This window comes from Nocardia takedensis NBRC 100417 (genome assembly GCF_000308695.1).
Classification (GTDB): Bacteria; Actinomycetota; Actinomycetes; order Mycobacteriales; family Mycobacteriaceae; genus Nocardia; species Nocardia takedensis.
In genome coordinates, this window is record NZ_BAGG01000011.1 from 101,992 (window position 1) to 116,869 (window position 14,878).

10 protein-coding genes and 4 tRNA genes are annotated in these 14,878 nt (G+C 67.4%); 8 read left to right on the forward strand and 6 right to left on the reverse strand.

What is annotated here, in order from left to right; genetic code table 11:
* Nucleotides 1–13: 13 nt before the first annotated feature.
* From phoU to ON30_RS03280, 4 genes are all read right to left on the reverse strand, one after another.
* Nucleotides 14–676: a phosphate signaling complex protein PhoU gene (gene phoU / locus ON30_RS03265; RefSeq protein WP_040704063.1), complete on the reverse strand. Its 663-nt coding sequence runs from the start codon at nt 674–676 to the stop codon at nt 14–16.
* Nucleotides 677–753: 77 nt separating this feature from the next.
* Nucleotides 754–2,901, reverse strand: a complete 2,148-nt coding sequence (locus tag ON30_RS03270) for an LCP family protein (RefSeq protein ID WP_040704064.1) — start codon at nt 2,899–2,901, stop codon at nt 754–756.
* A gap of 326 nt (nt 2,902–3,227) precedes the next feature.
* Nucleotides 3,228–4,370, reverse strand: a complete 1,143-nt coding sequence (dusB, locus tag ON30_RS03275) for a tRNA dihydrouridine synthase DusB (RefSeq protein ID WP_040704065.1) — start codon at nt 4,368–4,370, stop codon at nt 3,228–3,230.
* A 114-nt stretch (nt 4,371–4,484) separates the two neighbouring features.
* The gene (locus ON30_RS03280) at nt 4,485–5,450 is read right to left on the reverse strand and encodes an acyl-ACP desaturase (protein WP_040704067.1); all 966 of its coding nucleotides are present in this window, start codon (nt 5,448–5,450) and stop codon (nt 4,485–4,487) included.
* Nucleotides 5,451–6,077: 627 nt separating this feature from the next.
* Here ON30_RS03280 and ON30_RS03285 point away from each other — a divergent pair.
* From ON30_RS03285 to ON30_RS03305, 5 genes are all read left to right on the forward strand, one after another.
* Nucleotides 6,078–6,150: transfer RNA gene (locus ON30_RS03285), tRNA-Lys, on the forward strand.
* 794 nt (nt 6,151–6,944) lie between these two features.
* Nucleotides 6,945–7,610 (forward strand): TetR family transcriptional regulator, encoded by a 666-nt coding sequence (locus ON30_RS03290; RefSeq protein ID WP_040704069.1) that lies wholly within the window; start codon nt 6,945–6,947, stop codon nt 7,608–7,610.
* Nucleotides 7,611–7,719: 109 nt separating this feature from the next.
* Nucleotides 7,720–7,792: transfer RNA gene (locus ON30_RS03295), tRNA-Glu, on the forward strand.
* 28 nt (nt 7,793–7,820) lie between these two features.
* Nucleotides 7,821–7,894 (forward strand) — tRNA-Asp (locus tag ON30_RS03300).
* Between the two features lie 58 nt (nt 7,895–7,952).
* Nucleotides 7,953–8,029 (forward strand) — tRNA-Phe (locus tag ON30_RS03305).
* Nucleotides 8,030–8,715: 686 nt separating this feature from the next.
* Here the strand turns inward: ON30_RS03305 and ON30_RS03310 are convergent.
* Nucleotides 8,716–9,396, reverse strand: coding sequence for an HAD family hydrolase (locus ON30_RS03310; RefSeq protein ID WP_051028883.1), 681 nt, complete (start codon nt 9,394–9,396; stop codon nt 8,716–8,718).
* Entirely contained in the window at nt 9,393–10,238 is an 846-nt protein-coding gene (locus ON30_RS03315; RefSeq protein ID WP_051028884.1) for a GntR family transcriptional regulator, read from the reverse strand. Before ON30_RS03315 ends, ON30_RS03310 begins: the two co-directional genes overlap by 4 nt.
* Nucleotides 10,239–10,945: 707 nt before the next feature.
* Between ON30_RS03315 and ON30_RS03320 the strand changes: the two genes are divergently transcribed.
* From ON30_RS03320 to ON30_RS03330, 3 genes are read left to right on the forward strand one after another with little or no spacing between them, the layout of a single operon-like run.
* Complete coding sequence (locus ON30_RS03320) at nt 10,946–12,592, forward strand: replication initiator (RefSeq protein ID WP_051028885.1); 1,647 nt, start codon at nt 10,946–10,948, stop codon at nt 12,590–12,592.
* A 15-nt stretch (nt 12,593–12,607) separates the two neighbouring features.
* Nucleotides 12,608–12,823, forward strand: coding sequence for a helix-turn-helix domain-containing protein (locus ON30_RS03325; protein ID WP_040704070.1), 216 nt, complete (start codon nt 12,608–12,610; stop codon nt 12,821–12,823).
* The gene (locus ON30_RS03330) at nt 12,823–13,944 is read left to right on the forward strand and encodes a tyrosine-type recombinase/integrase (protein ID WP_040704071.1); all 1,122 of its coding nucleotides are present in this window, start codon (nt 12,823–12,825) and stop codon (nt 13,942–13,944) included. Before ON30_RS03325 ends, ON30_RS03330 begins: the two co-directional genes overlap by 1 nt.
* Nucleotides 13,945–14,878 lie beyond the last annotated feature (934 nt).

The window sequence follows — 14,878 nt, forward strand, 5'->3', positions numbered from 1 at the left end:
GTCCGCCGGGCGCTCAGACCTCGGCGTCGGGGTCGGGCGGCAGCACGCCGGTGACCAGGAAGATCACCCGGCGGCCGATCTCCACCGCGTGGTCGGCGAAGCGCTCGTAGTAGCGGCCGAGCAGGGTCACGTCCACCGCGGCGGCGACGCCGTACTTCCAGTCGCGGTCCATCAGCAGCGTGAACAGGTGGCGATGCAGGTCGTCCATCGCCTCGTCGTCCTCGTTGAGCTGGGCGGCGCGCTCGGGGTCGCGGTTCTCCAGCACTTCGCGCGCGCCTTCGCCCATGTGCACCGCGATGCGGCCCATCTCGGCGAAGTAGCCGTTGACGGCCTCGGGCAGCGCGTGGTTCGGGTGACGGCGGCGCGCGACCTTGGCCACGTGCAGCGCGAGCGCCACCATACGGTTCACGTCCTGCACGATCTGGATGGCGGAGACCACCTGGCGCAGATCACCCGCGACGGGGGCCTGCAACGCGAGCAGCGCGAAGGCCCGCTCCTCGGCCTCGGAGATCATCTCCGCGATCCGGTCGTAGTCGCCGATGACGGATTCCGCGGCGCTCAGGTCGGCCTGGAGCAGAGATTGGGTGGCCCGATCCATGGCCGAGCCCGCGAGACCGGCCATCTCACCCAGCAGGTGCGCGAGATCGGCCATTTGCTCGTTGTAGATGACACGCATGGACCCAGACAGTAATCCTCGGCGTTGTCCGCGTCACGAACAGTCGGTTAATGCGCGATGGCAAACCCCGGGGAAAGCTACTCGCAAGTCTCGTCGGCGGCGTTCACCGCTTCCAGGTCCGCGGGCAGCGCGGTCGGCGTCGAACCGGTCGAACTGGCCGTCGGCACGTTGTTGATCGGGTCGCCCACCGGGGTCGGCGTCTTGACCGTGCCGCTGAAGTCCTGCCCGATGACGACCTCGACGATCGAACCGAGTTCGCTGTCGGCCTCCAGGGCCGCGCCCGGTATCGAGGTGGCGACCGTGGCGGCCTCGGCCTCGTGGCCGGAGCCGTAGCGGATCCGGGTGGAGGAGGAGTTCCCGCCGGAGTAGTTCCCGGTGCTGTAGATCTGGAAACCCTGGGCGGCCAGTTTGTTCGCGGCGGTGTTGGCGGCGCCGGTGATGCCGGAGCCGTTGGAGACCAGCAGCGAGATGTTGTTCGGGTCGACCGCGGTGTACTTGGGCGGCTCCGGCGGCGTACTGGCGCCCGGCGCGTCGGCGGTGGCCGCGGGGGATTCGCCCGGCAGCGGACGGTCGTCGCGCACGGCGCTGAAGATCGCCTTGATGTCGGATTCGCGCGGGATCTCGTTGCCGTAGGAGGTGGTGCCCGCGGTGGGGATGGTGAGGAAGGTGATCGCGCCCGCGTCGACCTTCTGCAACGAGCGGCCCAGATTCAACAGATCCGAGGAGTTCACGTTGTCGACGAAGGTGTGCTCGGTGAAGGACTGGATGAAGCCGTTGAGCTTGCCCGGATCGAACAGCACCCGACCCGACATGGCCCCGCGCAGCAGCGAGGACATGAACCGCTGCTGCCGGTTGATCCGGTCGTAGTCGCTGCGTTCCTCGCCGTAGACGTGGCGGGCGCGCACGTAGTTCAACGCTGTCTGGCCGTTCACCCGCTGTTTGCCGGCGCTCTCCAGAACGGTGCCGAGGACACCGTCGATGATCGGTTTGGTCGCGCACACGTCGACGCCGCCGATCCGGTCGACCATCGCCTCGAAGCCGGCGAAGTCGATGCCGATGAAGTGACCGATCGACAGACCCGTCATCTTGCGCACGACGTTCACCAGACATTTGGGTCCGGCGAGCGCGTAGACGGCGTTGAGCTTGTCGCCCATCGCCGAGGGCCAGACCTCTTTGGTGTATTCGGCCTTGTCGTTGTCCCAGCCGTTGCACTGCGGTCGGGTGACGTCCAGGTCGCGCGGGAAGGACACCGCGACCACGCGTTTCCGGTTCTTCGGGATGTGCACCAGCATGACGGTGTCCGCGCGCGCGCCCTCGGCGTCGTCCAGGGTGCCCGCGCCGATCTCGCCGTTCACGCCAGCCCTGGTGTCGGTGCCGACGATCAGGAAGTTCTCGTCGCCGAGTTGGGCGTTGCCGTCGACCACGTCCTCGGGGTTGTCGTCCAGGGCCGAGATCTGGGTGAAGGCGTCGTTGGTGGAGCGCAGGTAGCTCCAGCCGCCGCCGGTGATGAGCAGGACCATCACGGCCAGCACGGCCGCGGTGACCCGCCCGGTGGTGCGGAGTCTGCGGGTGCGGCGCTGCTTGCCCGCCGCCAACCGCGACAGCGGTTTACCGACGGGCGCGGGCGTGGCCTTGCGCGCCGACTTGCGCGGTTTCTCCGAGTCCTTCGGCGGCTCCGGCGGATCGGCGACCGGGAGGACGTCGGTGACGGCCTCGGTGGTGGCGACCGGACGCGGCGGCGCGGGCGGATTCTTGGGGGCGGGCTGGTTCTTGCCCGCGATGTCGTCGACCACGATCGACCCGGTGCCCGGTCGCGACGGACCCGGACGGCGCGGCGGATTCTCGCCCGGACGGGGCGGCGGATTCTCGCCCGGACGGGGCGGCGGATTCTCGCCCGGACGGGGCGGGGTGGGGCCGGGGGCGCGGTTGGCGCCCTGCGGACGCGGCGGCGCGGCCGGTTCGGGGCCGCGGGGCGGCTGCGCGGGGGCCTGGGACGGTCGCGCGGGCTCCTGGGAGCGCCGTCTGCGGCCCGTGCGCTCGTTGTCGACCTTCTCGACCAGATCCTGGACCGTCAGCGGTGCGGAACCCGCGTCGGCCGGCGCGTCGTGGCGTGAACGACGGGTGGTGCGCGCGCTGTCGGGGTCGGTGTTGTCCGCCGTGGGATAGCGCTCCCACGGGGCGCGACCTCCGGGCCGTGGCGATTGCCCGTGCCGATCGTCACCCACCAACGAACCTCACTTCTCGTCTCTGCGTTTCCCGGCCCCGCCGCCGTCGAAAATGAATCCGGCAACCGTGACCGATCCGCCAATGATAACGATTCCGCCACGACGCGCAGGCCCAGCGGTGGGCCGGGCTCCGCGCGCGGTCGGCAGTTGTCCGTTGCAGCTCAGTAGCTGGATATTAGCGATTGATTGGCGGATAGGGGCGGCGCACGGCGTTCGGCGCGCACGCGTGTTCGGCCCGCGCGGGCTCGCTCCCGAGGCGCGCGAGTGTGCTCGAGATACACCGGCGTGCTCGAATCGTGATCCGACGGGCGGTGCGCGGTGGGCGCTCAGCCGCCGCTGTGCATCACATCGGCGGCGGTCGGCACGGCGGTGTCGTCGGGATCGTCGAGCCAGCCGTGCGGCAGGGCGACCTTGCCGGGCGAGCCCTGCCGTCCGCGCGGACCCTCGGCGTCCTTCGGGAAAGGGGCGGCGGGGTCGAGTTCGGCGATCAGCTCGCGCAGCCGCTCCAGGCTGGACACCGTCGCGAACGCGCGGCGCAGATCCGCGCCGACCGGGAACCCCATCAGATACCAGGCCATGTGCTTGCGCAGGTCGCGCATCGCCTTGTCCTCGCCGAGATGATCCGACAGCAGCGCGCCGTGCCGGTACAGCACCTCGCCCACCCGGCCCAGATTCGGCGGCTCGGGCAGCGGCTCACCGCGCAACGCGGCCTGCAACTCGGCGAACAGCCACGGGCGACCCAGGCAGCCGCGACCGACCACGACCCCGTCGCAGCCGGTCTCGGCCATCATCCGGACCGCGTCGTCGGCGGAGAAGATGTCGCCGTTGCCCAGCACCGGGATCGTGCGCACCGCCTCCTTGAGCCGGGCGATGGCCGACCAGTCCGCCGCGCCCGAATAGCGCTGCGCCGCCGTGCGCGCGTGCAGCGCCACCGCCCGCGCGCCCTCGCCCTCGGCGATTCGGCCCGCGTCCAGGTAGGTCAGGTGGTCGTCATCGATGCCGATGCGGAACTTGAACGTCACCGGGACGCCCGCGGGCTCGGCCGCCGACACCATCGCCTGGACGATGCGGCGGAACAGGGCCCGCTTGTAGGGCAGCGCCGCGCCGCCGCCGAGCCTGGTCACCTTGGGGACCGGGCAGCCGAGATTGAGATCGATGTGATCGGCCCAGCCCTCGCCGACGATGACGCGCACCGCCTCACCGAGGGTGGCCGGGTCGACGCCGTAGAGCTGCATCGAGCGCGGATGCTCGTCGGCGTCGAAGGACATCATGTGCAGCGTCTTCTCGTTGCGCTCCACCACCGCGCGCGCGGTGATCATCTCGCACACGTAGATCGAGGTGGGGCTGCCGAATTCGCGGCACAGCTTGCGGAAGGCCAGGTTGGTGATGCCCGCCATGGGCGCGAGCACGACCGGCGGATCGACCGGATACGGCCCGATCCGCAGCGTGGTCCTCGCCTCGGTAGTCATCGTCACGTGCTCCAGTGTCGCATTCCCACTCGGTGTGATCGTTGCCACGGGCAGGGACGACAGCGCGCCCGCACCGGAAGCCGGTGCGGGCGCGCTGGGAGGTGGGGCGGCGGGTCAGCCCGCGACCGCTCCCGCGAGTTCGCGCTTCTTGGCCTCGCGGGCCAGCATCTTGTCGCGCTGCTCCTCGAACTTGAGGACGTCCTGGCCCAGCTTGTCCAGGAACAGGCCGAGCCGCTCGCGGACCTGCTCACCGCGCGGGGTGAAGTCGGTGCGCTCGAAGATGTTCCACTTCTTCAGCACCGGTTGCACGACCTCTTCGAGGTGCTGACGCAGGTCGTAGATGCCGTGCTTGGCCATCAGCACGCCGTTGCGGCGGAAGTTGGGCATCCCCGCGCCGGGCATCTGGAAGTTCTCCAGGATCAGCGTGATGGCCTCGATGGCCTGGTCGGGCGACAGGTCGAGGGCGGCGCCGCACATGTTCCGGTAGAAGATCATGTGCAGGTTCTCGTCGGCGGCGACGCGCTGGAGCATCCGGTCGGCGATCGGGTCCTCGCAGACCTTGCCGGTGTTGCGGTGGCTCACGCGGGTGGCGAGTTCCTGGAAGGTGACGTAGGCCACCGAATGCAGGAAGCCCGCGTCGGCTTCGGTGGGGGAGGCGAACCCGTTGGTCATGTGGACCATGCGCGCTTCCTCGAGCGCCACCGGGTCGACGCCGCGGGTGACCACGAGGTAATCGCGCATCACGATGCCGTGGCGGTTCTCCTCGGCGGTCCAGCGACCGACCCAGGTGCCCCAAGCTCCGTCCTGGGAGAAGTTCTCGGCGATCTCACGGTGGTAGGAGGGGAGGTTGTCCTCGGTGAGCAGGTTGGTGATCATGGCCGCCTTGGCGACCTCGTTCAGCCGGGACTGCTCGGGATCCCAGTCCACTCCGCCGAGCGCCGCGAAATTGCGACCCTCGTCCCACGGGACGTAGTCGTGCGGATGCCATTCCTTCGCCAGGGAGAGGTGCCGGTTGACGTTTTCCTCGGCAACCGGCTCCAACTCCGTCAGAAGCTCGAGTTGAGTCAGATCCCTTGCCATGTAGTAACCCTTCGGTGAGTTGCGTGCGCGCTTGCGGGTCGGTCCCCCGAACAAGACCGTGCCGATGCGGCCATACCTTACGGCACCGTAGGTGTGATGCGAAACGCATCGGACCTACGGTGACGTCGAGAGATGCGATTTCACGTCCTCGTCGACGTCCGGCAACGCTGTCGAGTGTAGGTGGTGTGGCGGCCGTGCGGTGGTGGTCGTCCGTGCGGCGTGCTACCCACCCCGGCGGGTACGCGACGTGGGGTCTATCGCGACGGGGGAGTCCGCGTTACCTCCGGTGTCCCGTCGGGGACGCCGTCGGGTCCGACTGATTCCTATCTTCTATGGGGACGTCTGTCGCTCTCGCGCCGGGCCCGTGCCCGTCGGGTACCCGTTCCGTCCCGTCCCAGTCGCTCCTCCTTACTTCTCTTGTGTGCCGTTCCCGAGTGCGGTCGCGGCCGGGAGGGGCGCGGGTGTCGGATTACGCTACGCCGCACCGGATGTCGGGGCCTGCTCCTGGGGCCGGCGCGCGGCCGGGCGGGGGCGGACACCGTCGTGTCCGGGGTTCGCGGGGCGGCTCGGGGGTTCGTCCCCTGCATTCGTGTCCGGCGCGCGGTGTCGGGTAGGCTGTCCAGCCGAGCCCCTTTAGCTCAGTTGGTAGAGCTGGTGACTTTTAATCACTAGGTCGTAGGTTCGAGTCCTACAGGGGGCACTCGTCAGGCGGGGGCGGTACGGCGTCGTACAGAGCCCCGTGAGTTCGTTCACCCGCCTCCTCGTGGAGCCGGTGACACCGTGTCGTCCCGGATGTCCGCGCGGCGGTGCGGTTCTCGCCTCCCCCGGTCGCGTTCGCGACGCGAACCCTCGATATCATCGAATGATGTTGTCCGGCAATGGTTTCGGCCTCGCAGGGGGCGATCCGTCCGTCGCTCGGCGAATCGTGCGCGCCTGCCGGACGGGGCGTCCCGGTCCGGGCCGCGGACACGCTGTTGTCCTGATGTCCGCCGCGCGGGAGTCGCCCAATTCGATTATCGATCAAGCACTCTCGCTTGTTGCGTGATGTTTGCTGCATTGGAAATCGATCGGGATCGGCTGACTGACTCGTCGGTTTGCCGCATGTCGGAAGACGATTGCGGGTACGGTGACGACTTGATGAATTCCGCGCCGTCGGTGAAACGTGCGCGGGTCGCGGAATTCGGCTCATCGTTGTTCTGCCCGAACGTGTCGCGAGCGGTACGGCCGATCGTGGCACCCCTGGACTCGACGCCGTGGGAGGCCGATCCTTGAAGAAAAAGTAATGCCCGGGTGCGCACCCCCTGCGGCGCACCCGAGCAGACGAATTGTACCAGCTGGTGTGTTTCAGGATTCCCGCAAGTTTTCGTACCGAAAGTTTGAAACTGGGCGAAAACCCGGTTTGAAGTATTGATAAAACTCATAACTTCGCGCCAAGGGTTCGTTCCCTTCGGGGGGTGCGTTTGGCGACGAGTAGGCTTCGGAGGCGTTTCGAGCATGGCACGGCAGCAAGAGCGGGCCCGCCGGACACGCGCGGCGATCATCAGGTCCGCCGCCGTTGAGTTCGGGAAGAGCGGCTATGCCGCTGCATCGCTCAACCGCATATTGGAAGGGTCGCGCGCCACCAAGGGGGCGATGTACTTCCATTTCGATTCCAAGGAAGATCTGGCGCGCGCGGTACTGGAGACGGCGGTAGAACGCTACCGCTCCTCGGCCGAACGATGGCTCGCGCGAACCGATCTCGGACCGCTCGACACCCTGCACGGGATGGTCGACGAGACGGCGCTGCGTCTCGAGCACGACATCATCGTGCAGGCGGAGTACCGGCTGATCATCGAGCCGGACTTCTACCGCGACGTCCAGGCGGGCGGCGGCCGGATACTCGGCCGCGCGACCAGGGTCCTGGCCGTGCGGGCGATCGAGCACGGGCAGTTGCGCCCCGATGCCGATCCCGATCGGTTCACCCGCACGCTGACGGCCGCGCTGGCCGGACAGCGCTACATGGTGGACCTGTTGGGCGGCACGGTGGATCTGCGCTCGCGGTTCCGGGAGGCCCTCGAGGTGGTGATCGAATCCATGGCCACGCCCGAGTGGGCCGATCGCTTCCGCGCCGACGGCTGGCGGACCGCGGCGAGACTCGAGGAGCTCGGATTGGTCTTGTAGCCATTCGGGGCTCTGACCAGCCGATTTGGAAAGCTCGGGGAAGCTGTCATAAGCTATGCGAGCTCCCAACGGAACACCGTTGAAGCCGGTCCGGAGAAATCCGGGGCGAGCCCCCTTCGTCTAGCGGCCTAGGACGCCGCCCTTTCAAGGCGGTAGCGCGGGTTCGAATCCCGTAGGGGGTACGGTCTCAGGATCGTTGGTAGCACGCAAGGCCCTGTGGCGCAGTTGGTTAGCGCGCCGCCCTGTCACGGCGGAGGTCGCGGGTTCGAGTCCCGTCAGGGTCGCAGATAAGCGCCGGAGAGATCCGGCGCTTCGCGTATGGCATTCAGAACGGGTGCCTGCGGCCAGGTAGCTCAGTTGGTACGAGCGTCCGCCTGAAAAGCGGAAGGTCGCCGGTTCGATCCCGGCCCTGGCCACCAAAAGCCCTCCGACAAATACCAGGTCGGGGGGCTTTTTCGCGTCTGCACCCCGAACGGGTATGTGACGATCCTTACCGTGATTGACCGCCCGAAACCGGCGCTTGGTGCACGCGGGGTGCACGGCCTGGCCCTGGTTGGTGGTGGCCTGCGCACTCCGGGGGCTGGCTTCCCCGCCTGCCCCGTAGGGCCTGCCCTTCTCGCGTAGAGGCTCCGGGGTCAAGGGGGAGCGAAGCTCATCACGGAGTGACGCCGTAGGCGCCCTTGACGCTGGAGGGGCGCGGGAACACACTGCAGGCCACCATCAACCAGGGCCACGCGGCCGGAGGTCGCGCCTCATTCCGCGGCTCGAAACCGGAACATCCCTTGGTAGTGGCTGATCGGGAGTTGCCGCGAGCGGTCGACTGGGCTGGGTGCCGGCGGATTCGTGATCGACTGCGGGAGGTAAGTCGGGGACGGCCGGCAGCGTGCCCAGCACTGTGCTGTTGTTGCTAAGGCGGCCAGATGGATCACGCGCGGTGCGGGCAGTGTGCCGCGACGCGCCGCCGCTCCGGGCGCTGAGGAGGTACGACGAAGCGCCCGTCCGTGCGTTCGTAGCGCGGCGCGGCGCGCTGTGCGCGCCGCGCTCTTGATCCTATATGGCGAAATTCAGCAACAACACGCACAACGGGCCGGGCGCAGTGAACGGCTCAAGCCGTGAATGAATCAGCGCAGAGAGCATCGGATAGCTCGGACATCCCGGTGATGGTGGCCGCTGGCTGGTAGTCGGCGAATCGCTCAGCCTTGCCGGGCTTGTTCGCGAAGCCGATTGCCGGGATGGTCGCGGCGTTGGCCGCCTGGAGGTCAGTGATCGAATCACCGGTGAACGTGGCTTGGTCGGGCTGGAACCCGAGTTCTTCGAGGGCGGCGCAGAGTAGATCAGGTGCAGGCTTGAGCGCCGTCGCTGCCGACGTTCTGGCGAAGATGCCGGCAACCTGCTCCCGGAGGTCATGCGCACGGAGATATGCGTCGATCGCAGCAACAGAGTTGTTGCTGACGACAGCGACTCGGTGGCGCTTGCCTCCGGCTCGGATCACCTCGTGAGCGTGCGGTGTCGGGTCGGCAACGGCAACAGCACGGACCTCGAGACGGGTCAACTCACGTTCGGTACTTACGGCAGTAGCGGGCGAGACTTCCGCGGCGTACTGGAGGATTTCGAATGGGTCGGCCGTGGCGCTGAGGTCGGATGGAAGTTCGGCGCCCAGTGCATCGCTGAGCTGGCGGGCTACTTCCCGGCTCGACAGTCCGGCGAAGACAGAACAGACAGGGCCGTCGAAGTCGAGTAGCAGGAGGGGCCGGGCGGCGACCAGCTTCCGAAGAGTGCCGGTCACGGTTCGTACTTCCGGGCGACGGTCGTCCAGATGCTGTCGAACCACATCTGAGACTGTGCGACGAACTGGGAAGGTGTCGAGTCTGGGTCTACGTCGCGAGCGTGGTGGAACAGCGTGGCGTCTTTGCCCATCAGGTCCCACATGGGCACCTCTTCACCGTTGAGAGGTACGACGTGTTCCCGGACCGGGTAGTAGCCGGAGAATGCCTGTTCGCCGTTGAGGATGTAGAGCTTGAACAGCGGCACAGCCGGGTAGGTTCGAATCTCGGCAGAGGCATTCGCGACCAGGCCCAACCGAGACAGCTCGGAAACGGAATCAACGATGGCACCGCCGTGCCGGTCCATGATCTTCGTCGCACGCTTGCGGAAGGCTGGGCTGTCCTCGAGGTTCGCCACGGTAGCGGGGAGGCTCCACGGACGAGAGCTGTCGGGGACGAGAAGACGGATCGAGAGGCTCTCGGGGCGTAGCCGGCCTTCTCGGATGCGGTCGAGTGGTTCGGCTATCGCACCGTGCAGAGTCTCACCGGAGAATCCAGCGAAGTCGACCGTGATACTCGGCGACTCAAACGCTTGTTCGATGTGCGGCCGGAGGCCAACGGGCCGCTCAGTCCGCTCGCGAACGTATGTGCCGCTTCCAGGGCGGGTGACGACCAACCCTTCCTCGCGAAGGGCGCGAATCGCTGCCTCGGCGGTGGCCTTAGCCACACCGAACCGCTCCACCAATTGCGGCCCGGACGGCAGCTTCTCGCCGGGGGCGAACTTCCGGGTGAGGATCGCAGCCCGGAGCAGGTTGGCGATCTGTTGCGATGCCGGCCGGGGATCGTCGGGGTCGATGGTTTCCATTCGCCCAGCTTAAGCCCTATTCCCTAGGCGGGCCAGGTAGCTATTGACCTCCCTAGGGTGGTCCTGTAGATTTGAAGCTACCTAGGGAGCCTAGGGGCAAGTAGAGGGCAAGTCATTCCAGAGAAGAGGCCCGGTCATGGCAACTCAGTTCGCATCAATTCCCGTTGACGTCCGTCCGGCTCGCGTGAACTACGCGGGTGTGTGTCGGTATTGCCTTGAGCGGCACTGTGATTCGGCGCGCTGTGTTGCGCTGCACGCGGCTGTTGTGTGGGAGGTCTGCCCGGAGTGTGACGGGTCGACGGTGCTCGGTGAGGTGGAGCTGTGCCGGTCCTGCATCGATGGGGTGATCGAGGGTGATTCGGCCCGGTCGGCGGATGCTGTGGCGGCGGCGAAGGTGGTGGCGATGTGCACGCCTCCGAAGCGGAATCGTTCGCGGGTGGTGTCGTCGGGTGCTTCGGCTCCGTTCGTGACGACTGCTGATGGTCGCCGCGTGTACGCGGGGGTGTGACGGTGCTGGTTCTGGAGAAGGAACGGGAAGACGCTGTGATGCTCTGCGGGGCGTGTTCGGCTCCGGCAGGCGGTGATACAGAGCGCGGTGAGTACCGGCAAGCGGTTCGGGATGCGGCGAATACGCGGGGGCGTGAGTTCGACCGGCGGGCTGCTGAGGCGCCGTTGTGGGAGGGAGATGGATCGGACGTGTGGTTTTGATGGCGGCTCCGGAGCGGCTGACCGCCGCCGAACGTCGGGCCATGCCCAACATGATCGAACTCGCCCAGGCCACGGCCGAGAAGTTCGGCGTGTGCTCGCGGCCGGTGGGGATGCGGGCGTTCAACCCCGAGACCGGGCAGGTGTCGTATCTGGGCACCCCGTGCAAGTGCACCGTCGAGTCCACGTGTCCGTCGTGTGCGAAGGCGGCGCAGCAGCTGCGGGCGACGCAGTGTAACGACGGGTGGCATCTCGAGCGTGAGCCGATGCCGGCCAAGACCGAACCGACCGAGCATCAGAAGGAGCTGCTGACCGCGCGGGCGGATATGGCCGAACAGTACTGGGAGGCCACGCGCGCCGGTGATCCTGAGACTGCGCAGGGGTTCGCGGATGTGGTGGCCGATCTGGATGCGGAGCTGAAAGACACCGGCCTACGTGGTCGGCTGCCCGCGTTGGATGCGGAGAAGAAGGGCCGGCCGGGGAAGTCCACTCGGCGGCGTGACGATTCCCCGGACCTGCCTCGGCGGAAGGTGGAGAAGCGGACGGTGGGGCAGGTGTATGCCGGGAAGTATCGGCCCGGCATGTTCGTGACCCTCACCCTCCCGAGCTATGGCCGTGTCCGGGAGGGTGGCGCGGTCGACCCCGACGGCTACAACTACCGCCAGGCCGCCCGCGACATCGTGCACTTCGCTGCCCTGTTCGACCGGTGGGTGCAGAACCTGCGCCGGGTAGTGGGCTGGAACGTGCAGTACTTCGCCACCGTGGAACCGCAGAAGCGCGGTGCCCCACACCTGCACATCGCGATCCGGGGATCGGTCTCGCGGGAGGTGCTACGCCAAGTCACCGCCGCCACCTACAAACAAATCTGGTGGCCCCACCACGACACCGAGGTCTACGGCACCGACGACCGGCCCTACCTGCCCGAGTGGGACTACGAGCTGCGGGCGTTCATTGACCCCGGCACCGGGGAACCGGTCACCACCTGGGCGCAGGCGCAAGCAGTGATGGATTCCGTTGATGAGTTGGAACCTGCGCATGTGACCCGGTTCGGGTCGCAGGTCGATATCAAGGGCGTCCTCGGCGGCACCCGCGACGCTGCCCGGCGGGTCGGGTACTTGACGAAGTACCTCACCAAGAGCGTCGCCGAAGTCCTCGACACCGACGACGTGCCGGCCTCCACGGCCGCCCATTACGACCGGTTGCACGCCGAACTGTGCCGGACGCCGTGTTCCCCGCGGTGCCCGGTGTGGTTCCGGTACGGCATCGTCCCGAAGGGCGCGACGGAGAAGACCCGGCCGGGTGTGTGCCGGTCGAAGGCGCACAAGCGGGATTTCCTCGGCCTGCCGGGTCGGCGGGTCCTGGTCTCGCGGTGGTGGACGGGTAAGACGCTGCCCGATCACAAGGCGGAACGGTTCGCGTTCGTTCAGCAACTCCTCGCCGACGCCGGTATCGAACGCCCGCAACTCGAACAGTTGCGGATCACCCCGGTACGGCCTGGCGACTCGTCGGCCCCACCACGTGAGCACCTGATCATGTCCGCCGTCGCGCAACGCTCCCGCTGGCGAGTCCAATACCTCAACGCCCTCGGTGTCGGCCTACCCGACCCGCCAGGGCAGAACTGTTCAGCAACCCACGAAACCGCAGCATAGAAGGGGGTAACCCAGATGAGTAACAACGCCGAATACCTCACCGTCGACCAGGCGGCCGAGTACCTCGGTACCGGGGTCCGGTTCATCCGCCGGATCGTCGCCGAACGCCGGGTAGTGTTCTACAAGGTCGGCAACCACGTCCGGTTCAAAGCCGCTGACCTGGAAGCCTTCGCCCAGGCCGGACGCGTCGAACCCGTCCAGTTCCGTTGGACCGAGGGCAAGGCTGCCTGATGGGGCGTAGACGGTTCGGCAAAGTGCGGAAGCTGCCGTCGGGGCGGTGGCAGGCATCGTTCCTCGCGCCGTCCGGGAAGCGGCAGAACGCTCCGACTACGTTCCGGACGAAGACGGATGCGGATCGGTGGTTGTCGCAGGCTGAGGCCAAGATCAGCCGTGGGACCTGGCTGGATGAGGAACTCGGGCTGATGTTGTTCCGGGACTACGCATCTGCGTACCTCGAGCACAACTCCGACGTGGGGCCGAGATGGGAAGAGACATGCCGGCGCAATATGCGCCTGCACATGACGGAACTCCTGGACAAGCCGCTGATCGCGATCACGGGTCCGGCGGTTCGGAAGTGGCATTCGGACGCGCTGAAGGGCCCCGGCGGCAAGACCTCGATTGCTCAGTCGTACCGATTCCTGCGGGCCGTGATGAACTCGGCTATCCGCGATAATGCGATCGCGGTCAACCCGTGCAACATCAAGGGCGCCGGATCGGACCGAGCCAAAGAGCGGCCGATCGCGACGCCGGCCGAAGTGGCGGAACTGGTCCAAGCGATCACGCCTCGATACCGGGCTGCAGTGCTGCTGGCGGCATGGTGCGGGCTCCGGCGGGGAGAGATCATCGGTCTTGCCACGACTGACCTCGACCTCGACGCGAACGAGGTCTACGTACGGCGCAACCGGGTAGAGCTGCTGGAGTCGAAACAGGCGTTCGACAAGGACCCGAAGACGGATGCCGGCAAGCGGCCGGTGTCGATCCCGCCGCACCTCAAGCCGTACCTGGTGGCGCACCTCGAGGAATGGGCGGGGGAGGAATGGCTGTTCGTCGGCCGTGACGGTCGGCGGATGCGGGGCAACGCTGCTTACCAGGCATTCGTCCGTGCCCGGGACCGGGTCGGCGTGAAGGTCACATTTCACGACCTGCGCCACACTGGCCAGACCTTGGCGGCTGCGACCGGTGCCACCCTCGCGGACCTGAAAAAGCGGCTCGGTCATTCCTCGAATGCGGCCGCCTCCCGGTACCTGCACGCGGTCGACGGCCGAGACAAAGAGGTAGCCGCAGAATTGAGCAAACTCGCTGCCCGAGGTGATGCCACCGGGCTGCCTCGAACAATCGTCGTGAAGCACTGAAATCCGGTGGGGCATGCAGGGTGCACGACAGCCTAAAAATGACACCTGACCAGTAGTTATGGCCCGGCCTGAAAAGCGGAAGGTCGCCGGTTCGATCCCGGCCCTGGCCACCGGATAAATTACGACCCTCGCGCGGATATGTTGTGCGGGGGTCGTTTTCGTTCCCGGACACGGTACGGTGCCTCCCTTGCGGCATTCCGTTTGGCTTGCCTGGTGCGGCTGCTGGTGTCCCTCGGGCGCGGCAGCGTCGGCGATCGCTCACTGCCCACCCGCGCCCTGTGCGCCTGGCTGTGCCGTCGGGGCTCGTCTAACGCCGGCCCGCGCCCGGTCGAATCCTCGGAACCCCGCTGGCAGGCGGGATCGACGCTCGCCGCCGCCGGCCCGAGCCAGGTGTGCACCGGCCGGAGCGTCGGAACCCCGCGCGCAGTGGCGTCGACGCTTGCCGCTGCTGGTCCGCGCCGGTTGTGCCACGGCCGAATCGTCGAAGGCTGCTCGCGGGGCCGCGTCGGCCCTCGCCTCAGCAAGCCCGTGCCAACTGCCCTCTGTCGAAGTGCAGGAACCTGCTCGTAAGCGGCGTCGATGCTCGCCGCTGCGGGCTGGTGCCGGGGGCGACCGGCCGAAGCGTCGGAACCCCGCTCGCAGATGGCGTCGAGTCTCGCCGGTGCTGGTCCGCCCGGAGTGCTCGGTCCAGGGCGTCGGATCGGGACGTTTCGTCGGCCTCCACCGGGGACCGGCATTTCTGCTTTCGCCCGCCGTCGCGGGCTTTCCGATCATGTGTTCGATGGTGGATTGCCGAACCGACCGGGCTTTTTCGTGGCGCCGCCTCGGGACGGGGGGGCATTTCTGTCCATTGTTTCAGGGGCTTGTGCCGAGCGGGAGTATCGGGATTACCTCGGCGACCTTCGTCGGGTATGTAATCGTGGCCATCGGCGGA

What these genes read in the sequence shown, in the direction of transcription:
- ON30_RS03330 (WP_040704071.1), top strand. Translation starts at nt 12,823, where the DNA reads ATGGGGCGTAGACGGTTCGGCAAAGTGCGGAAGCTGCCGTCGGGGCGG.
- ON30_RS03325 (WP_040704070.1), top strand. Translation starts at nt 12,608, where the DNA reads ATGAGTAACAACGCCGAATACCTCACCGTCGACCAGGCGGCCGAGTAC.
- ON30_RS03290 (WP_040704069.1), top strand. Translation starts at nt 6,945, where the DNA reads ATGGCACGGCAGCAAGAGCGGGCCCGCCGGACACGCGCGGCGATCATC.
- ON30_RS03320 (WP_051028885.1), top strand. Translation starts at nt 10,946, where the DNA reads ATGGCGGCTCCGGAGCGGCTGACCGCCGCCGAACGTCGGGCCATGCCC.
- dusB (WP_040704065.1), bottom strand. Translation starts at nt 4,370, where the DNA reads ATGACTACCGAGGCGAGGACCACGCTGCGGATCGGGCCGTATCCGGTC.
- ON30_RS03280 (WP_040704067.1), bottom strand. Translation starts at nt 5,450, where the DNA reads ATGGCAAGGGATCTGACTCAACTCGAGCTTCTGACGGAGTTGGAGCCG.
- ON30_RS03315 (WP_051028884.1), bottom strand. Translation starts at nt 10,238, where the DNA reads ATGGAAACCATCGACCCCGACGATCCCCGGCCGGCATCGCAACAGATC.
- phoU (WP_040704063.1), bottom strand. Translation starts at nt 676, where the DNA reads ATGCGTGTCATCTACAACGAGCAAATGGCCGATCTCGCGCACCTGCTG.